The following is a 13961-nucleotide window of genomic DNA, read 5'->3' as shown; positions in this document are numbered from 1 at the left end:
GCTCCTGCATACAGGCCGGCATTGGCTTCAATGAGCGGTTAACGCCGCCTTGATAAAAAAGTTCCGGATCGGCAGGAACTTTTTTCGTCGCGCCGCATTATTCCAGCCGACGAAGAAAGGGCGTAGCGTTTTGACCCATGCAGCGGCAAATACCAGCGACATCGACAATCGAACGTTCGATGTCGATGATTGAAATCGTGATTGATCCCATCCACGCCCCCTAGAACAGGATGATTTTAGGCCGGGCCGGCCTAAAATCTGAATCCTGTTCTAAATTAAAAAGTTAGAGCATGATGTCGTCCGAAAACCGCTCACACTTTTCGGCATCATGCTCTGGAACAGACAACCGGCGAGAAGACGAATTGATGACTACACGCAAGAAAGAAGCAGCCGATCAGCGAAAGCTGGAGCTGCGGGCAAGCGACATCCTGGACCCGAACAATCAGATCGGCGTCAGGCTGCGGTCGCTTTATGCGGCTGCACAGGATGAGGCGATCCCCGATCGTTTTCTCGACCTTCTCGAAAAGCTCGACCATGCTGAAATGATGGCTTCTGCCAAGATGGCCGAATAGGATCGCCGCATGGAAGACAAATCGCAACCCAGCTTCAAGCGGGAACTGCTGGCGGCACTCCCAAGTCTTCGCGCCTTCGCGATCTCGCTCATCGGGCGGCACGACCGTGCCGACGATCTCGTCCAGGACACCATCATGAAAGCCTGGGCCAAACAGGATCATTTCGAGATGGGCACCAATATGAAGGCCTGGCTCTTTACGATCCTGCGCAACGAACTCTACAGCCAGATGCGCAAGAGCGGCCGCGAAGTGCAGGACAGCGACGGGCTGTTCACCGAATCGATGGCGATGCACCCCTCGCAATATGGCGCGCTCGATCTGCAGGACTTCAAGAAGGCGCTCGACCAGCTGCCGCCGGATCAACGCGAGGCGATCATCCTCGTCGGCGCCTCGGGTTTCTCCTACGAGGAGGCGGCCGAAATCTGCGGCTGTGCCGTGGGCACCATCAAGAGCCGCGTCAACCGGGCCCGCCAGCGGCTGCAGGAGTTGCTGCAGATATCAGGCGAGGCTGATTTCGGCCCCGACGCCACCTCGGCGCCGCTGACGTCAAAGGCCTTCGCGTTCTGACAAGAGTTATATCTGGGAGGAAAGCCGGTCGCCCCTCGGGGCGCCGGTTTTTTTTGCGTTGTCGGTTATACCATTGATATGATTGTATGTATTCGCCCCTCATCCGGCTGCCGCCACCTTCTCCCCGCAAGCGGGGCGAAGGGACATGTCGCACCCTCACCGTTCCCACCTCGCTCTCGCAGGGCACGTCCCCTCTCCCCGTTTTTTTACGGGGAGAGGGTTAGGGTGAGGGGCAGCCGCTTGCCGCATGCCCCAATCATCAATCCTCGCGTTTCGATCCCACCAGATTGGCTGCGACGATTGCCGCCAGAACACCGGCGGTCAGGAGCGGCTGGGCGCGGATAAGGCCGAGCCCGACCGTTGCCAATGATTCCAGCGCCGCGCGTCGTTCACGGGCCCGGCGCGCTTCCCGGGCGTTGATGATCGACATCGCCACCAGTGCGATGATGGCGATCAGCAGCGCGCAGGCGGCCAGGAAGAGGGCAGCGCCGACCGGGCCGTAGATGCCGGCGAGCCAGATGGCGCCGGCGGTAACAGCCAGCGCGTAGGCGGTGAGGAGGAAGAGCACGGCAAGCGCAATGAAGATGCCACTGCGCTTGGCTCGTGCAACGGTCCGGTGCACGCTTGCGCCCGTCAGCAGGCTGAGGATCGGGAAGAGCATCGCGCTTCCTCAGCGCCGGGCGAAGAAGGCGATGGCAAGGCCGAAAGCGGCTGCGGCGCCGATGGTTGCCAGCGGATGCTTGCGCACCGTCTCGCGCATTTCCGTCGCGCCGCGTTCATAGCCGTGCTGCAATTCGCGCAGCAGATCCTCGCTGCGGCCAAGCAGTTCCTCATAACCGGCGCCGGCCTGGCTGCGGATTTTCTCACCCTGGTGGCGCGAGCTCTTGCCGACGAGGCGCGTCAGTTCCGCGAGTTCGTCGCGCAGCGCCTCGATCTGCTCCTCGATGCCGGATTCCAGATTGTGGAAGGTGCCGTTGCGGCGGCTGCGGCCGGACTGGAAGATAGAATAGCTCATGGCTGTCTCCATTGGCTGGGGCGCGCGCAAGCCCGCCTGTTTCGCACGAGGGTCACCACCGTCCGTTGCATGAATGATATCGCCCGGCATTGACCCAGATCATGCCGAAAACGTGCCGGGCGATCAAAAGTTCCGCCGGAGCAGTGCTCAGGGGCGGGAAACGGCGCTGTGGGCGAGCACGAAGGGCGTGCCGTCGGCCGGCACCTGGTTGATGCGCAGCGCGCAACCGAACACCGAGAGCATCGTTTCGTCCGTCAGCACTTCACCGATGCTGCCGGCGGCCGCGAGCCGGCCGGATTTCATCAGCACGACGCGGTCGGCAAAGAGCGCCGTCAGGTTGAGATCGTGCATGACGGCGATGACACCGCCGCCGCGTTCGCAGAAATTGCGGGCGAGCGTCATGATGGTCAGCTGGTGGCTGATGTCGAGGCTCGAGACCGGTTCGTCGAGCAGCAGCCAGCAGGGCTTGCCGTCGACGACGGGCTCGGCGATCTGGCAGAGCACGCGGGCAAGCTGCACACGCTGCTGCTCGCCGCCGGAGAGTTCCTGATAGAAACGGCCTTCGAAGCCGGTCAAGTCGACGGAGGCAAGTGCTGCGGCGGCCGTCTGCTCGGCCTTGTCAGGATGCAGGTTGAGGCCTGTCGTCAGGCCCATACGGACGATCTCGCGTACGGTAAAGGGAAAGGAGATGGTGCTTGCCTGCGGCAGCACACCACGAACGGCGGCAAGCTGCCAGGGTTTCAGCCCCTTCACCTCTTCACCGCCGATGCGCACCGAGCCGCCATAGGCAAGTTCGCCGGAGATGGCTTTCATCGTCGTCGTCTTGCCCGAGCCGTTCGGCCCGGCAATCGCCGTCAGCTCGCCGGCCTTTGCCGTGAAGGCGACGTCGCTGATGATGGTCTTGCCGGAAAGGCGCACGGAGACGCCGGAAACTTCGATCATCGCAATGTCACTCACGGGGGTCACTCACAGGGGTCACTCACAGGGCAAGGCGCGAACGCTGTCTCAGCAGGATCCACAGGAAGAACGGGCCGCCGACCGCTGCGGTGATGATGCCGATCGGCAGCTCGGCCGGGGCGACCAGGGTGCGCGCCAGGACATCCGCGAAGATCAGCAGAGAGCCGCCGAGCAGAGCTGCGGCCGGCAGCAGGAAACGATGGTCGGGACCGATCGCCATACGCAGGATATGCGGCACGACGATCCCGACGAAACCGATGCCGCCGCTGACGGCGACGGACGCGCCGGTCGCCGCGGCGACGCCGACGATCACGACATTCTTCAGCCGCTGCACCGGCACGCCCATATGAAAGGCGGCCGCTTCGCCGAGCGTGATGGCATTGAGGCCGCGGGCCATGAAGGGCAGGGCGGTGAAGGACAACAGGATGATCGGGCTGGCGGCGGCGATCTTCGTCCATGTGGCGCCGGCAAGCGAGCCCATGCTCCAGAAGGTCAGGTCGCGCAGCTGCTGGTCGTTGGCCATGTAGATCAGCAAGCCAGTTATGGCGAGGGCGAGCGCACCGAGCGCGATGCCGGCAAGCAGCATCGTCGCCACCGAGGTCTGGCCATGACGGGTGGCGATCCTGTAGAGCAGCAGCGTCGTGACGAGGCCGCCGCCGAAAGCGGCCGCCGGCAGAGCGTAGATGCCGAGAAGCGCCTGGAGCGGAGCTGCAAGGCCGCTGCCGAGCACGATCATCGCGACCGCGCCGAGGCTTGCACCGGAGGAAACGCCGACGAGGCCGGGATCGGCCAGCGGATTGCGGAACAGGCCCTGCATCACCGTGCCGGAGACGGCCAGCGAGGCGCCGATCAGGAAGCCGAGGATCGCCCTGGGCAGGCGGATATCGAAGATGATGATCCGGTCACGCGTGCTCAGCGCCGTCTCAGAGCCGGCCATGTTGCTGATGACGTCGAGGATCGAGGCATCCGAGGCGCCTGTCGTCACCGAAAACAGCATCGAGAAGACCGAGCCGACGACGAGCAGCGCGATCGCCAGCAAGGCGAGCCGCGTCCTGTCGCCCGCCTGCCTGGTTTCGCGAATGTCCGCCATCGGGAATGGTCGCCTTCGTTCCGTCATGGCTTGCGGCAGGGCCATGATCAGCCTCCGTAGATCGCCGTGTTGAGCTCACGCGCGGCGGCAGCGGTGCGCGGGCCGAAGCCGAGCAGGTAGACGCCGTCCATTCGGATGATCGCCTTTTTCTCGCCTGCCGGCGTCAGCGCGATCGCCGGCTGAGCCAGCAGGTCCTCGTTCTTGGTGCCGGCGCCGTCGCCGCGGTTCATCATCAGGATGATGTCGGGCTTGGCTTCGATGATCGCCTCGTCCGTCAGCGGTTTGTAGCCCGGGAATGCGCCGACGGCGTTGATGGCGCCGGCGAGCTTGACGATGCCATCGGCGGCCGTGCCGGTGCCCGATGCCATGATCCGGCCGTTCTGGGCGCTGAGGATGAAGAGAACGCGCTTGCGCTCGGCCTCCGGGTGCTTTTCGGCATCGGTGATTGCCGCGTCGAGATCGGCTGCGACCTTTTCTTCAAGCGCCTTCGCCTTGTCAGGCACGCCAAGCAGCGTGCCGACACGGTCGATCTTGGCGATGATGCCGTCGCGGGTAAAGGCGCTCGGCACGGTCTCGAAGGGTACGCTGGCATTCTTCAGCACGGTCAGCGCCTCCTGCGGGCCTGAACCTTCGACGGCGATGATCGCCGTCGGGTTCATGGCGAGGATGCCTTCCGGCGAGAGAGCCCGCATGTAACCGACGTTGGGCAGCTTCAGCGCCGCCTCCGGATAGATGCTCGTGGTGTCGCGGGCAATCAGCCGGCTTTCCTCGCCGAGCGCATAGATGATCTCGGTGATGTCGCCGCCGACCGAAACCAGGCGCGACGTATCGAGCTTCTTTTCGTCAGCGTGGGCGGCGCGGACGAAGGCAAAGCCTTCGATTGGGCGCGCCGTCGGGATCAACGGCAGCGCCATGACGGCCGCCGTCAGGGCCAGTTTGCAAGGGCGGATCCGGCGCAGATTGTTACGCATCGTCATCGTTGCGATCCTTATGCGGCCACGCTTGCCGCCCGCGGCAGGTTTTCCATGATCTCGCGCCATGCGGCGCGTTCGTCGGAACCTTCCTGCCGCTTGCCGAAGAACTGGATGATCATCTCGCCTTCGGCATTGTAAGCCTCCAGCGAGGTGACGTGGCCGTCCGTGGTCGGCTTGCGCACGGCCCAGGTCTCGGCGATGTGATCCTGGCGCAGATGCAGGTGGAAGGTCGGGTCCATGATATTGATCCACGGTCCCATCGACTGCACGTTGAAGATCGGGCCGGAATGGATCTGGACGATGCCGTCATTGGCGACAAAGCACATGATCGGCAGGCCAGATTTCACAGAGGCATGCATCATCTCTGCCGTCGCTGTGTTGTCGAGCTTCCAGGCATAGTCGTCGCCGACAGTGCGCACGGCCGCCTGGCGGCCGATCTTCAGGCGCTTCAGCATGCCGAAGAACTGGTGCGTATCGGTGAGCTTGCTCCAGTTGTCGCGCAGTTCGTCGCGGCTGACGTCGGCGGAATCATCGGCGGCGTTCGAGGTTTCAGCCTCGACAAATTCCTGCGACTGGTCTTCCAGCTTCAGCTCGGCGACGATCGCGTGATAGGCCTCGACATTCGAGCTCGGGCGCAGGTGCACCTTGTGCAAGGCGTTGCCGGCCTTGTCGAAATATTGCAGGCTGAGGCGCTCCTGATCGCCATCCCTCTTGGATACGGCGAAACCATGCTCCCAGCGGCTCGGGAAAATGCGCAGGTCGATATTCTCGCCGAGAACGATCGCGGCCTGGGCACCGCTCTTGATGTTTTCGAAGACGCCGATCTTCTCGTGCACGGCACTTTCGTTGCGCGACAGCGCCATCACTTCGCCGAGGCCGGCCACGCGTTCGAGAAGCTTCAGTGCGCTGCCATCGATGCGGGTCACGCTGATGCCGGTTTCGGCGGCGACGAGGGCTGCCTCGGAAATCTTCAGCTGGGCGGCCATATCGCGCTCGCGCATTTTCGGATTCTCGGCGCGAAACGCACGGATTTCGGCTGGTGCCGGTCTTGTCTGTTCGGTCATGTCCTACCCTACTTATTGAGAATGAGCTTGCCCTGACGAGTGATCTTCAGGCGATAGACCAAGCCGTCATGTCTAATCATGATCTCGTTCGTGCCGCGGAAGAGATCCGCGCTTTCGACGATCCGGTGCTGTGCCGCAGGCTCGCTCTGCAGCGGCACGTGCTTAAAGTTATCTGGCTTTTCAACCATCATTTCAGTTGGCAATTCCGTGAGACCGGTGATCAGGGTCCCCGGTTGTGATGACAATTATCTTGACTTTCTTACTCATAGTTTTTTAAAGACGCAATAGGAGACTAATAGAGTCAAGTTTTTGAGATTGCTGATATGAGGCCGCCTGGCGGCGGTTCGCGACAATGGCGGAGAAGATGATGACGGTTAGGTTTGCGGCTGTTGCAGCCGGCATGGTGATGGCGGTTTCAAGCGTATGCCAGGCGCAGGATGCGTCAACCGCCAAGCTGGATGTCGAACTCAACGCTTTGGCGCCGTCACAAAAGGGCTGCATGATGACCTTCGTCGCCGAGAACAATCTTCAGGCGCCGATCAACAAGATCTCCTTCGAGCTCGCTTTCTTCAACGACAAGAATGCCGTCGACCGCATCACCGTGCTCGATTTCCGCGATCTGCCGCAGGGCAAGAAGCGTGTGCGCCAGTTCGATATGCCGAATGTGAAGTGCGAGACGGTCACGCGCATCATCATCAACGACACGCCGGTCTGCGACGGCCCGGCGACGGGCGAATGCATGAAGCGTCTCGTCACTCGTTCACAGATTTCCGTTCCCTTCGAGGGCTAAGGATACGCCGGGAATGATTCCCGGCGGACATGTTTCAGGCAGTCCGAGGCATACAAATGGCAATTTCAGCGAAGTCCAGATCGAGACAGGTGCTCATCGGGGAGCCGGACGCTGACGGCAGTCTGAACGACAATAACATGCATCCCGGCCACGAGCTTTCCGACCTGCGCAATGTGCAGCGACAGCCGGCTGGCGAGGCCGTGGTCCACTATGCGCGTTTCGCGCAGATACCCTCCTTTCCCGATCATCGGGAAGCCGAGCCGATAGCCTCCGTTCCTGCACCGCCGATGGATGCGGCGGTGGAAAAGCAGGAGGACGAGAAGGCGCCGGTGCGCCGACGGGTGGCGCTTGCCTGCGTTAGTTCGCTGATCTTCCATGCGACGCTGGCGACCGTGCTGATCGTTGCCCTTCCAACGGCGCCGGAGGAGGCGATCGAAGAAGCCGGTCAGGCGATGAGCGTTGTCATGTACGGCAATTCGGACGTTGATCAGACCGCCGCCGGCGAGACCGAAACGACCGTCCAGGAAGAAATCATTCCGGAGCCTGTGCAGCCCGACACGATCCAGCCGACAGAAACGGCGGAAGTTCAGCCGGAAGCCGTGCAGCCGACCGAAGTCTCGCCCGTCGAGACGCAGGATCCTATTCAGCAGGCGCCGGCACCGGAAGTGACGCGCGTTTCGCCTGAGACCGCTGCGGCTGCCGAGCCGGAAATCCTGGTGTCCGAGGTGCCCGCGGAGGAGTCCGTCGTGCAGCCGATGTCGACGGTCGTTCCTGAACAACAGGTGACGGTTGATACGGTCTCCCCTGAGGTGCAGCCATCCGAGACGCACCCGACCGCGGTGGTTCAGCCATCGGAAGTACAGCCGATGGAGGTCCAGCCAACGGAGACCCTGCCAGAGGTCGCAGAGACGCCTGAGGAGGTGAAGCATGTCGAAACCACTGAAGTTCAGCCGGAGCCGGAGCAGCCTCAGAAGGTCGTTACGCCTGCGCCGAAGCCGAAGGTGACGCAGGAAAAGCCGAAACCGGTCGAGAAGAAGCGTCCGCCACGGAAGGCGGCAGGTTCGCAGGGCGAAGGGCAGCAGGATTCACAGCGGGGCGTTGCTGAAGGCGATCCGTCAGCCCAGTCAGACCGCAATTCGCAAGCCGCCAGTAATAATAACGGGGTAGGCACAGCCGCCCGCGCCAACTATGGCGGAAAGGTTCGTGCACGCATCCGGCGCGCCCTTCGCGAGCCGAAGAATGTTAGTGGGACGGCCGGAGTGACGCTGACCATCGCTGGAAGCGGTAATCTTGTCTCTGCTGTCATCTCCAGAAGTTCGGGCGTTCCGGAGATCGATCAGGCGGCTGCCGACGCTGTGCGGCGAGCATCGCCCTTCAGTCCGCCTCCAGGCGGAATCTCGATGAGCTTCACGCAGGTCTTCGAGATCGGGAGGAATTAAATATGATAAAAATAATCAACTTTATACTTTACTCTAAAAATCAAGTTTAATAAGGTCCACCCGCACACGCAGGAATCGTGTGACGATCAACGAGCGAACGGGTGGTATATGGCTCGCAAGGGCAAGAAGGGTTCGAACCGGGAGGTCCGCGACAGCGCGGGCGAGGGCGCCGGTCAGGCATCCTCCGGGCGATCCAAACTGGATGGCCGCAGTTTCCTCTATGTCGGCGGCCGCGACTGCCAGGTGGCGCATCTTCGCCAGATCTGCAGCAATTTCGGTGCCGAGCTCATTCATCACGACGGCGGCTTACGCGAAGCGGTTTCCCGCATCGATACCGTCCTTCCCTCGGTCGACTGCGTGTTCTGCCCGATCGACTGTATCAGCCACGATGCCTGCCTGCGCGTGAAGACCGGCTGCAAGAAGTTCGGCAAGGCCTTCATCCCGCTTCGCAACGGCAGCAAGTCCAGCCTGGAGCGTGCGCTGCAGACGATGAACGAACGAGACAATTCCCGATGAACGACCAGCGCCCCGACGGCTTCACCATGATCGGCCTGCACAAGCTTGCCGCCCAGACAGGCGAGGGCCTCGTGCCCGAACTCTACGAGCTTTTCCAGCAGCATGCCGAACGCCAGCAGATCTACCAGAATGTGATGTTCTTTCCGACCTGGGAAGCGCGCATGCCCGGAGAGGCGGCAACAAGACCGCTTGGCCCGGCGGCGGCAAACGGCGATAATGTTCTCGCCTTTCCCTCGCGTGTGGCAAGGGCGGGCAAAAGGAAGGCGTAAGGAGATTTCATGTATATCGCAATGAACCGCTTCAAGGTGGCAACCGGGGGCGAAGGTGATTTCGAGGCGGTCTGGCGCAACCGCGATTCAAGCCTGCCCGAGGTGCCCGGTTTCGTCGAATTCCGCCTGCTGCGCGGCAAGGTCAACGACGAGGAAGGCTATACGCTCTATTCCTCGCATACGGTCTGGAAAAGCGAAGCGGATTTCCAGAACTGGACGAAGTCCGAGAGTTTTCGCGCAGCGCACCGCAATGCCGGCGATCATAAGGCGATCTACAAGGGACCGCCGGTCTTCGAAGGCTTCAACGTCGTCGACAGCATATGAACGAAGGGCCGGATCGCATCGAGGTTCTGCCGGTCCTGCCGTCGCTCGATATCGATGAGACGCTTGCCTTCTACCGCGATGCGCTCGGCTTTGCCGAGATCGTCTATCAGGCGGCCGATTATCTCATCCTGCGGCGCGACGACATGGAGCTGCACTTCTGGCGGACGCAGGATGTCACGCTTTGCCAGAACAGCTCCGTCTATCTCCGTGGCGGCGGCATCGGCGCTCTTCATGCGGAATATCGCGAAAGAGGCGTCGAGCGCCTGAGCGATATCGAGGTGCGACCATGGAACATGGAGGAGTTCTACATCCATGATCCGCACGGCAATCTCCTGCGCTTCGGCCGTGTGCCGCAGCCGGGTAATTAGAGCAACTCCGGCAAAACTGCGCAGCGATTTTGCACCCGGAATTGCGCAAAACAAAACATTGAGCAATTCCGTGACTCGGAGAAAACGGAAATGCTCTATGCCCTGACGCGGAAGACAGCGCCTGCCGCAACGGCCAGCCAGCCAAGCATCATCGCCCAGCCGCCGGTCGGCGCGGCATAGGGGAAGAGGCCGGAGCCGGTAAAGCGCAGGGTGACGAGATCGCCCGCAAAAAGCAGCGTTCCGACAATCATCAGAAAACCGGCCAGCCAGGCGGTTCCGAGCCTGGCACTGCCGAGAGCCAATGCCAGCAGGGCAGGGGCATGGGCAAGGCACATGGCAGATGCGGATGCCGCAAGATTGGTCTCGCCGCCGCCATGGGCAGCAAGGGCGGCAAGCGCCACGCCGGCTACGCCCAACAGGCCGGCAAAGAGATAGAGCACCGGTTCCAGACGCGCGTTCAAGCTCATGGTTGTTCCTTGTTGTCAGGGGCCCTGTTCTGCATATGGTAGGCGAGCCGTTCGACCGGCGCCCAGATGAGATCGCACAGCGCTTGGCTTGCGATCGTCTCGTCCAGGGCGCGGCGGAAGCAGAGCAGCCATTCGTCGCGCTCGACAGGACCGATCTCGGCGACGAAATGGCGGCTGCGCAGGCGCGGATGACCGCGCTTATCGGTATAGAGCGGCGGGCCGCCGAGATAACCGCTCATATATTCGTAGAATTTCTCTTCACTGCCGGTAAGGCTCGGCGGATGCAAGGCGCGCACGTTTCTCGCCTCCGGCAGCCTGTCCATCAGCTCGTAGAAGCGGTGCGTCAGCGCCCGTACGACAGGATCGCCGCCGATCGCCTCATAGAGTGTGATGACCTTCTCCGTCACGAAACCATCCCATACCATCCTAATCCCCAGGCCCTTCATGCACCGGGCGGAAAATGATCGCAACTGTCATCAAGGTGCCGCGGCATTTCGCGCATAATGCTGGCAACGTAGGGGTTGCGGCCGATTCTCCTTGACAAAACCGTCCGGACGGTATCTTTTACTTTCATGTCGAACGCTCATCATCGCAAGAAGCAGCCCGTCCTCGTGCGCCAGCAGTTGCTGGAGGTCGCAGCGCGCCTTGCTGCCAGCGAAGGCATGGCCGCCGTCACGCTCGATGCGGTTTCCGCCGCGTCCAGCGTCAGCAAGGGTGGGCTGCTGCATCACTTCCCGACGAAGAATGCGCTGCTCGACGCCCTGTTCGAGAGCCTGCTCGAAAAGTTCGACGCCGATATCGAAGAACTGATGCGCGGCGATCCGCTACCGCAGGGCCGCTTCACCCGCGCCTATCTCAGGGCCGTATCCGGTCTCAAGGAACGTCCCGACGAATCCCGGAATTGGACGCAGGTGACGATCGCGCTTCTTGCCGAACCCCGGCTGCGTCTTCGCTGGCGCCAATGGGTGCAGGCGCGGGCTGAGGAATATATCGGCACCGACTCCTCCCTCGACGCACACGTCGTGCGTTTCGCCGCCGACGGACTTTGGTTCGCAGATACGTTGGAAAGCCATGATATCAACGGCGCTCTGAGGCGGGATCTCATCGATCGCCTTGTCGAACTGACCGGCAAGTAATTCGAAAAGGAATTCGCCATGAGCCAGGCCGCCGTCTACGGGCTGCTGTTTGCAGCCATCGTGCTCGAAGTCATCGGTACGACCGCGCTGCAGCTGTCGCAGCAATTCACCCGCATCGGGCCGACGGTACTCGTCGTCGCCTGTTATGCGGCTGCCTTCTATTGCCTGTCGCTGACCTTGAAAAGCATTCCGGTCGGTATCGCCTACGCGATTTGGAGCGCTTTGGGAATCGTGCTGATTTCCTCGGTCGGCCTGGTCCTCTTCAAGCAGCGCCTCGACCTGCCGGCAATCGTCGGGCTCGGGCTGATCATAACAGGCGTTGTGGTCGTCAATCTATTCTCGAAATCCGTTTCGCATTGATATTGCTGTAATATTGGCAGGCGGATTCTCCGTCTCCGGCCGGCAAATTTTCCCCTTTGTCAAAATACTGACAAAGGTCTATGTGTTCTTTGAACGTGGAGGAGACGAGGCGCAGCCAGCGCCGTTTTCCAAAGCGCTTTGAATCCTGCCTTCCCGCCTATCGATATTTCCAGGTTCTACAGGAGCACATCATGGCCATTCGCACCGTCGTCTGGGGAGAGAATATCCACGAGAATACCAATGACGTCGTCCGGGGCATCTATCCCGAAGGCATGCACACGACGATCGCCAACGCACTGAATGCCGATCCAAGTATCTCGGCGACGACAGCGACGCTGCAGGAGCCGGAACACGGCCTCAGCGAAGCCCGCCTTGCCGAAACCGATGTGCTGACCTGGTGGGGCCACAAGGATCACGGCGCGGTCTCCGACGTCGTTGTCGAGCGGGTTGCCAAGCGCGTCTGGGAAGGCATGGGCCTGCTGGTGCTGCATTCCGGCCATTTCTCCAAGATCTTCAAGCGGCTGATGGGCACACCCTGCGCGCTGAAATGGCGCGAGGCGGGCGAACGCGAGCGTCTGTGGACAATCAACCAGCGCCATCCGATCGCCGCCGGTATCGGCGAGCATTTCGAGCTCGAGAACGAGGAAATGTACGGCGAGCAGTTCTCGGTGCCGGAACCGCTCGAAACGGTGTTCATCTCCTGGTTCCAGGGCGGCGAAGTATTCCGATCGGGCCTGACCTGGCGGCGCGGCGCCGGTAACATCTTCTATTTCCGCCCCGGCCACGAGACCTATCCGACCTATCACGACGTCAATGTCCAGAAGGTGCTGATCAACGGCGTGAAGTGGGCCTATAACCCTGAGGGGTCGTTGACTGGCATTACCGATGCTCCAAATGTGCCGGTAGAAAAAGCACTGGAGCCAATCGTCGAACGCGGCCCGAGACTGCACCAGGCCGGCGAAGCCGGTTACCGCTGAGGAGCACCCATGCGACTACTCGTTCTTGGCACGGGCGTGATGGCGAAAAACCAGCTCGCCCGCTTCCCTCTCATCGACGGCGTGACTGTGGTCGGCGCCGTCGACACCGATCCCGAGCGGCTTTCGGCCTTCGCGGACAAGTTCAACATCGAAAAGCGGTTTCTTTCGCTGGAAGAGGCGATCGCCTGGGGTGAATTCGATGCGGCGACAAATGTCACGCCCGACCGCATCCATCACCCGACGACGATGGCGCTGATTGCTGCGGGCAAGCACGTCTTCTGCGAAAAGCCGCTGGCGGAGAACTATGCGAAAGCGCTGGAGATGACGGAGGCGGCCGAAAAGGCCGGCGTCATCAACATGGTGAACCTCACCTATCGCAACGTCGCGCCGCTGCAGCGCGCCCGTGAGATGGTGCTCGCCGGTGAGCTCGGCACGATCAGACATGTGGAAGCCTCCTATCTCCAGAGCTGGCTGGTGTCACGCGCCTGGGGCGACTGGCGCACGGAATCCACCTGGCTGTGGCGGCTTTCCACCGGCCATGGTTCGAACGGCGTGCTCGGCGACGTCGGCATCCATATTCTGGATTTCGCCGCCTATGGTGCGGCGACCGACATCGACCACGTCTTTGCGCGGCTGAAGACCTTCAACAAGGCGCCGGGCGGCCAGATCGGCGAATATCTGCTCGATGCCAATGACAGCTTCACCATGTCTGTCGACTTCGCCAATGGCGCGCTTGGTGTCATCCATGCCAGCCGCTGGGCGACAGGGCATCTGAACGAGTTGAAGCTGCGTATCTATGGCGAGCGGGGCAGCCTTGAGGTCATCCATCGTCCCACCGGTTCCGAGCTGCATGGCTGCCTCGGCGAGGATGTCGAAACTGCCACCTGGACGAAGATCGAGGTTGAACCGGTGGCGACCAACTACGAGCGTTTTGCCGAGGCCGTGGCAAGCGGCGTCCAGCCGGATCCGAACTTCCGTCACGCTGCCAACCTGCAGAAGGTGCTCGATCTTGCAATGGTGACCGAGCGCGAACGGCGCGAGCTGAAGGTCTGATCCTGCTTCACTGCCAAGCCGCC

General features: G+C 61.7%; 22 protein-coding genes. 12 read left to right on the top strand and 10 right to left on the bottom strand.

Features of this window, described 5'->3' with window-relative positions:
• Positions 1 to 27: 27 nt before the first annotated feature.
• Entirely contained in the window at positions 28 to 162 is a 135-nt protein-coding gene (locus ELH03_RS38505) for a hypothetical protein (RefSeq protein WP_261319383.1), read from the bottom strand.
• Positions 163 to 365: 203 nt separating this feature from the next.
• Between ELH03_RS38505 and ELH03_RS16360 the strand changes: the two genes are divergently transcribed.
• Entirely contained in the window at positions 366 to 572 is a 207-nt protein-coding gene (locus ELH03_RS16360; protein ID WP_024319398.1) for a NepR family anti-sigma factor, read from the top strand.
• Between the two features lie 9 nt (positions 573 to 581).
• Positions 582 to 1139 carry an RNA polymerase sigma factor gene (locus ELH03_RS16355; RefSeq protein ID WP_003542247.1) on the top strand — a complete coding sequence of 186 codons (558 nt, stop codon included), beginning with the start codon at positions 582 to 584 and terminating at the stop codon, positions 1137 to 1139.
• 259 nt (positions 1140 to 1398) lie between these two features.
• Here the strand turns inward: ELH03_RS16355 and ELH03_RS16350 are convergent, their stop codons facing one another.
• The 7 genes from ELH03_RS16350 to hemP form a co-directional block, all read right to left on the bottom strand.
• Complete coding sequence (locus tag ELH03_RS16350) at positions 1399 to 1800, bottom strand: hypothetical protein (protein WP_128412562.1); 402 nt, start codon at positions 1798 to 1800, stop codon at positions 1399 to 1401.
• A gap of 9 nt (positions 1801 to 1809) precedes the next feature.
• On the bottom strand, positions 1810 to 2154 hold the full coding sequence (locus ELH03_RS16345) for a DUF883 family protein (RefSeq protein ID WP_128400944.1): 345 nt from the start codon (positions 2152 to 2154) through the stop codon (positions 1810 to 1812).
• Positions 2155 to 2301: 147 nt separating this feature from the next.
• Positions 2302 to 3096 (bottom strand): heme ABC transporter ATP-binding protein, encoded by a 795-nt coding sequence (locus ELH03_RS16340; protein ID WP_130766720.1) that lies wholly within the window; start codon positions 3094 to 3096, stop codon positions 2302 to 2304.
• 37 nt (positions 3097 to 3133) lie between these two features.
• Positions 3134 to 4246: a FecCD family ABC transporter permease gene (locus ELH03_RS16335; RefSeq protein WP_130766516.1), complete on the bottom strand. Its 1113-nt coding sequence runs from the start codon at positions 4244 to 4246 to the stop codon at positions 3134 to 3136.
• A gap of 2 nt (positions 4247 to 4248) precedes the next feature.
• A complete protein-coding gene (locus ELH03_RS16330; protein ID WP_130766515.1) occupies positions 4249 to 5178 on the bottom strand; it encodes a heme/hemin ABC transporter substrate-binding protein in 930 nt (309 codons plus the stop codon).
• An 11-nt stretch (positions 5179 to 5189) separates the two neighbouring features.
• Positions 5190 to 6239 carry a hemin-degrading factor gene (locus ELH03_RS16325; protein WP_128400947.1) on the bottom strand — a complete coding sequence of 350 codons (1050 nt, stop codon included), beginning with the start codon at positions 6237 to 6239 and terminating at the stop codon, positions 5190 to 5192.
• Positions 6240 to 6247: 8 nt separating this feature from the next.
• Positions 6248 to 6430 (bottom strand): hemin uptake protein HemP, encoded by a 183-nt coding sequence (gene hemP / locus ELH03_RS16320; protein ID WP_012758649.1) that lies wholly within the window; start codon positions 6428 to 6430, stop codon positions 6248 to 6250.
• Between the two features lie 176 nt (positions 6431 to 6606).
• Between hemP and ELH03_RS16315 the strand changes: the two genes are divergently transcribed.
• The 6 genes from ELH03_RS16315 to ELH03_RS16290 all read left to right on the top strand — a co-directional run bounded on the left by ELH03_RS16315 (position 6607) and on the right by ELH03_RS16290 (position 9945).
• Complete coding sequence (locus tag ELH03_RS16315; RefSeq protein ID WP_128400948.1) at positions 6607 to 7029, top strand: hypothetical protein; 423 nt, start codon at positions 6607 to 6609, stop codon at positions 7027 to 7029.
• Between the two features lie 56 nt (positions 7030 to 7085).
• On the top strand, positions 7086 to 8468 hold the full coding sequence (locus ELH03_RS16310; RefSeq protein ID WP_130766514.1) for a TonB family protein: 1383 nt from the start codon (positions 7086 to 7088) through the stop codon (positions 8466 to 8468).
• Positions 8469 to 8576: 108 nt separating this feature from the next.
• Positions 8577 to 8984 (top strand): DUF2325 domain-containing protein, encoded by a 408-nt coding sequence (locus ELH03_RS16305; RefSeq protein ID WP_128400950.1) that lies wholly within the window; start codon positions 8577 to 8579, stop codon positions 8982 to 8984.
• Complete coding sequence (locus tag ELH03_RS16300) at positions 8981 to 9253, top strand: hypothetical protein (protein ID WP_128400951.1); 273 nt, start codon at positions 8981 to 8983, stop codon at positions 9251 to 9253. Before ELH03_RS16305 ends, ELH03_RS16300 begins: the two co-directional genes overlap by 4 nt.
• Positions 9254 to 9262: 9 nt before the next feature.
• Positions 9263 to 9577 carry a heme-degrading protein HmuQ gene (hmuQ, locus tag ELH03_RS16295; RefSeq protein ID WP_130766513.1) on the top strand — a complete coding sequence of 105 codons (315 nt, stop codon included), beginning with the start codon at positions 9263 to 9265 and terminating at the stop codon, positions 9575 to 9577.
• The gene (locus ELH03_RS16290; RefSeq protein ID WP_128400952.1) at positions 9574 to 9945 is read left to right on the top strand and encodes a bleomycin resistance protein; all 372 of its coding nucleotides are present in this window, start codon (positions 9574 to 9576) and stop codon (positions 9943 to 9945) included. The genes hmuQ and ELH03_RS16290 overlap by 4 nt, the downstream gene beginning before the upstream one ends.
• A gap of 95 nt (positions 9946 to 10040) precedes the next feature.
• On the opposite strand, the gene ELH03_RS16285 is transcribed toward ELH03_RS16290, so the two are convergent.
• Positions 10041 to 10412: a DUF423 domain-containing protein gene (locus tag ELH03_RS16285; RefSeq protein WP_130766512.1), complete on the bottom strand. Its 372-nt coding sequence runs from the start codon at positions 10410 to 10412 to the stop codon at positions 10041 to 10043.
• Positions 10409 to 10819: a group II truncated hemoglobin gene (locus ELH03_RS16280; protein ID WP_128400954.1), complete on the bottom strand. Its 411-nt coding sequence runs from the start codon at positions 10817 to 10819 to the stop codon at positions 10409 to 10411. The genes ELH03_RS16285 and ELH03_RS16280 overlap by 4 nt, the downstream gene beginning before the upstream one ends.
• A gap of 165 nt (positions 10820 to 10984) precedes the next feature.
• On the opposite strand from ELH03_RS16280, the gene ELH03_RS16275 reads away from it, so the two are divergent.
• The 4 genes from ELH03_RS16275 (at position 10985) to ELH03_RS16260 (ending at position 13938) form a co-directional block, all read left to right on the top strand.
• A complete protein-coding gene (locus tag ELH03_RS16275) occupies positions 10985 to 11548 on the top strand; it encodes a TetR/AcrR family transcriptional regulator (RefSeq protein ID WP_128412556.1) in 564 nt (187 codons plus the stop codon).
• Positions 11549 to 11566: 18 nt separating this feature from the next.
• Positions 11567 to 11908 (top strand): DMT family transporter, encoded by a 342-nt coding sequence (locus ELH03_RS16270; protein ID WP_128400956.1) that lies wholly within the window; start codon positions 11567 to 11569, stop codon positions 11906 to 11908.
• Between the two features lie 191 nt (positions 11909 to 12099).
• The gene (locus ELH03_RS16265; protein WP_128400957.1) at positions 12100 to 12885 is read left to right on the top strand and encodes a ThuA domain-containing protein; all 786 of its coding nucleotides are present in this window, start codon (positions 12100 to 12102) and stop codon (positions 12883 to 12885) included.
• A 9-nt stretch (positions 12886 to 12894) separates the two neighbouring features.
• Positions 12895 to 13938, top strand: coding sequence for a Gfo/Idh/MocA family protein (locus ELH03_RS16260; protein ID WP_018481653.1), 1044 nt, complete (start codon positions 12895 to 12897; stop codon positions 13936 to 13938).
• Positions 13939 to 13961: the final 23 nt, after the last annotated feature.

The sequence above is a fragment of the Rhizobium beringeri genome, from assembly GCF_004306515.1.
GTDB lineage: Bacteria > Pseudomonadota > Alphaproteobacteria > Rhizobiales > Rhizobiaceae > Rhizobium > Rhizobium beringeri.
Note: the sequence above shows the minus strand (reverse complement) of the source record. Positions and strands in the feature narration are given on the sequence as shown.

Coding starts and splice junctions, on each gene's coding strand:
- ELH03_RS16260 (WP_018481653.1), top strand. CDS start 12,895: ATGCGACTACTCGTTCTTGGCACGGGCGTGATGGCGAAAAACCAGCTC.
- ELH03_RS16285 (WP_130766512.1), bottom strand. CDS start 10,412: ATGAGCTTGAACGCGCGTCTGGAACCGGTGCTCTATCTCTTTGCCGGC.
- ELH03_RS16275 (WP_128412556.1), top strand. CDS start 10,985: ATGTCGAACGCTCATCATCGCAAGAAGCAGCCCGTCCTCGTGCGCCAG.
- ELH03_RS16340 (WP_130766720.1), bottom strand. CDS start 3,096: ATGATCGAAGTTTCCGGCGTCTCCGTGCGCCTTTCCGGCAAGACCATC.
- ELH03_RS38505 (WP_261319383.1), bottom strand. CDS start 162: ATGTCGCTGGTATTTGCCGCTGCATGGGTCAAAACGCTACGCCCTTTC.
- hemP (WP_012758649.1), bottom strand. CDS start 6,430: ATGATGGTTGAAAAGCCAGATAACTTTAAGCACGTGCCGCTGCAGAGC.
- ELH03_RS16310 (WP_130766514.1), top strand. CDS start 7,086: ATGGCAATTTCAGCGAAGTCCAGATCGAGACAGGTGCTCATCGGGGAG.
- ELH03_RS16305 (WP_128400950.1), top strand. CDS start 8,577: ATGGCTCGCAAGGGCAAGAAGGGTTCGAACCGGGAGGTCCGCGACAGC.
- ELH03_RS16335 (WP_130766516.1), bottom strand. CDS start 4,246: ATGGCCCTGCCGCAAGCCATGACGGAACGAAGGCGACCATTCCCGATG.
- ELH03_RS16345 (WP_128400944.1), bottom strand. CDS start 2,154: ATGAGCTATTCTATCTTCCAGTCCGGCCGCAGCCGCCGCAACGGCACC.
- ELH03_RS16350 (WP_128412562.1), bottom strand. CDS start 1,800: ATGCTCTTCCCGATCCTCAGCCTGCTGACGGGCGCAAGCGTGCACCGG.
- ELH03_RS16300 (WP_128400951.1), top strand. CDS start 8,981: ATGAACGACCAGCGCCCCGACGGCTTCACCATGATCGGCCTGCACAAG.
- ELH03_RS16330 (WP_130766515.1), bottom strand. CDS start 5,178: ATGACGATGCGTAACAATCTGCGCCGGATCCGCCCTTGCAAACTGGCC.
- ELH03_RS16290 (WP_128400952.1), top strand. CDS start 9,574: ATGAACGAAGGGCCGGATCGCATCGAGGTTCTGCCGGTCCTGCCGTCG.
- ELH03_RS16325 (WP_128400947.1), bottom strand. CDS start 6,239: ATGACCGAACAGACAAGACCGGCACCAGCCGAAATCCGTGCGTTTCGC.
- ELH03_RS16360 (WP_024319398.1), top strand. CDS start 366: ATGACTACACGCAAGAAAGAAGCAGCCGATCAGCGAAAGCTGGAGCTG.
- ELH03_RS16355 (WP_003542247.1), top strand. CDS start 582: ATGGAAGACAAATCGCAACCCAGCTTCAAGCGGGAACTGCTGGCGGCA.
- ELH03_RS16270 (WP_128400956.1), top strand. CDS start 11,567: ATGAGCCAGGCCGCCGTCTACGGGCTGCTGTTTGCAGCCATCGTGCTC.
- ELH03_RS16315 (WP_128400948.1), top strand. CDS start 6,607: ATGACGGTTAGGTTTGCGGCTGTTGCAGCCGGCATGGTGATGGCGGTT.
- hmuQ (WP_130766513.1), top strand. CDS start 9,263: ATGTATATCGCAATGAACCGCTTCAAGGTGGCAACCGGGGGCGAAGGT.
- ELH03_RS16265 (WP_128400957.1), top strand. CDS start 12,100: ATGGCCATTCGCACCGTCGTCTGGGGAGAGAATATCCACGAGAATACC.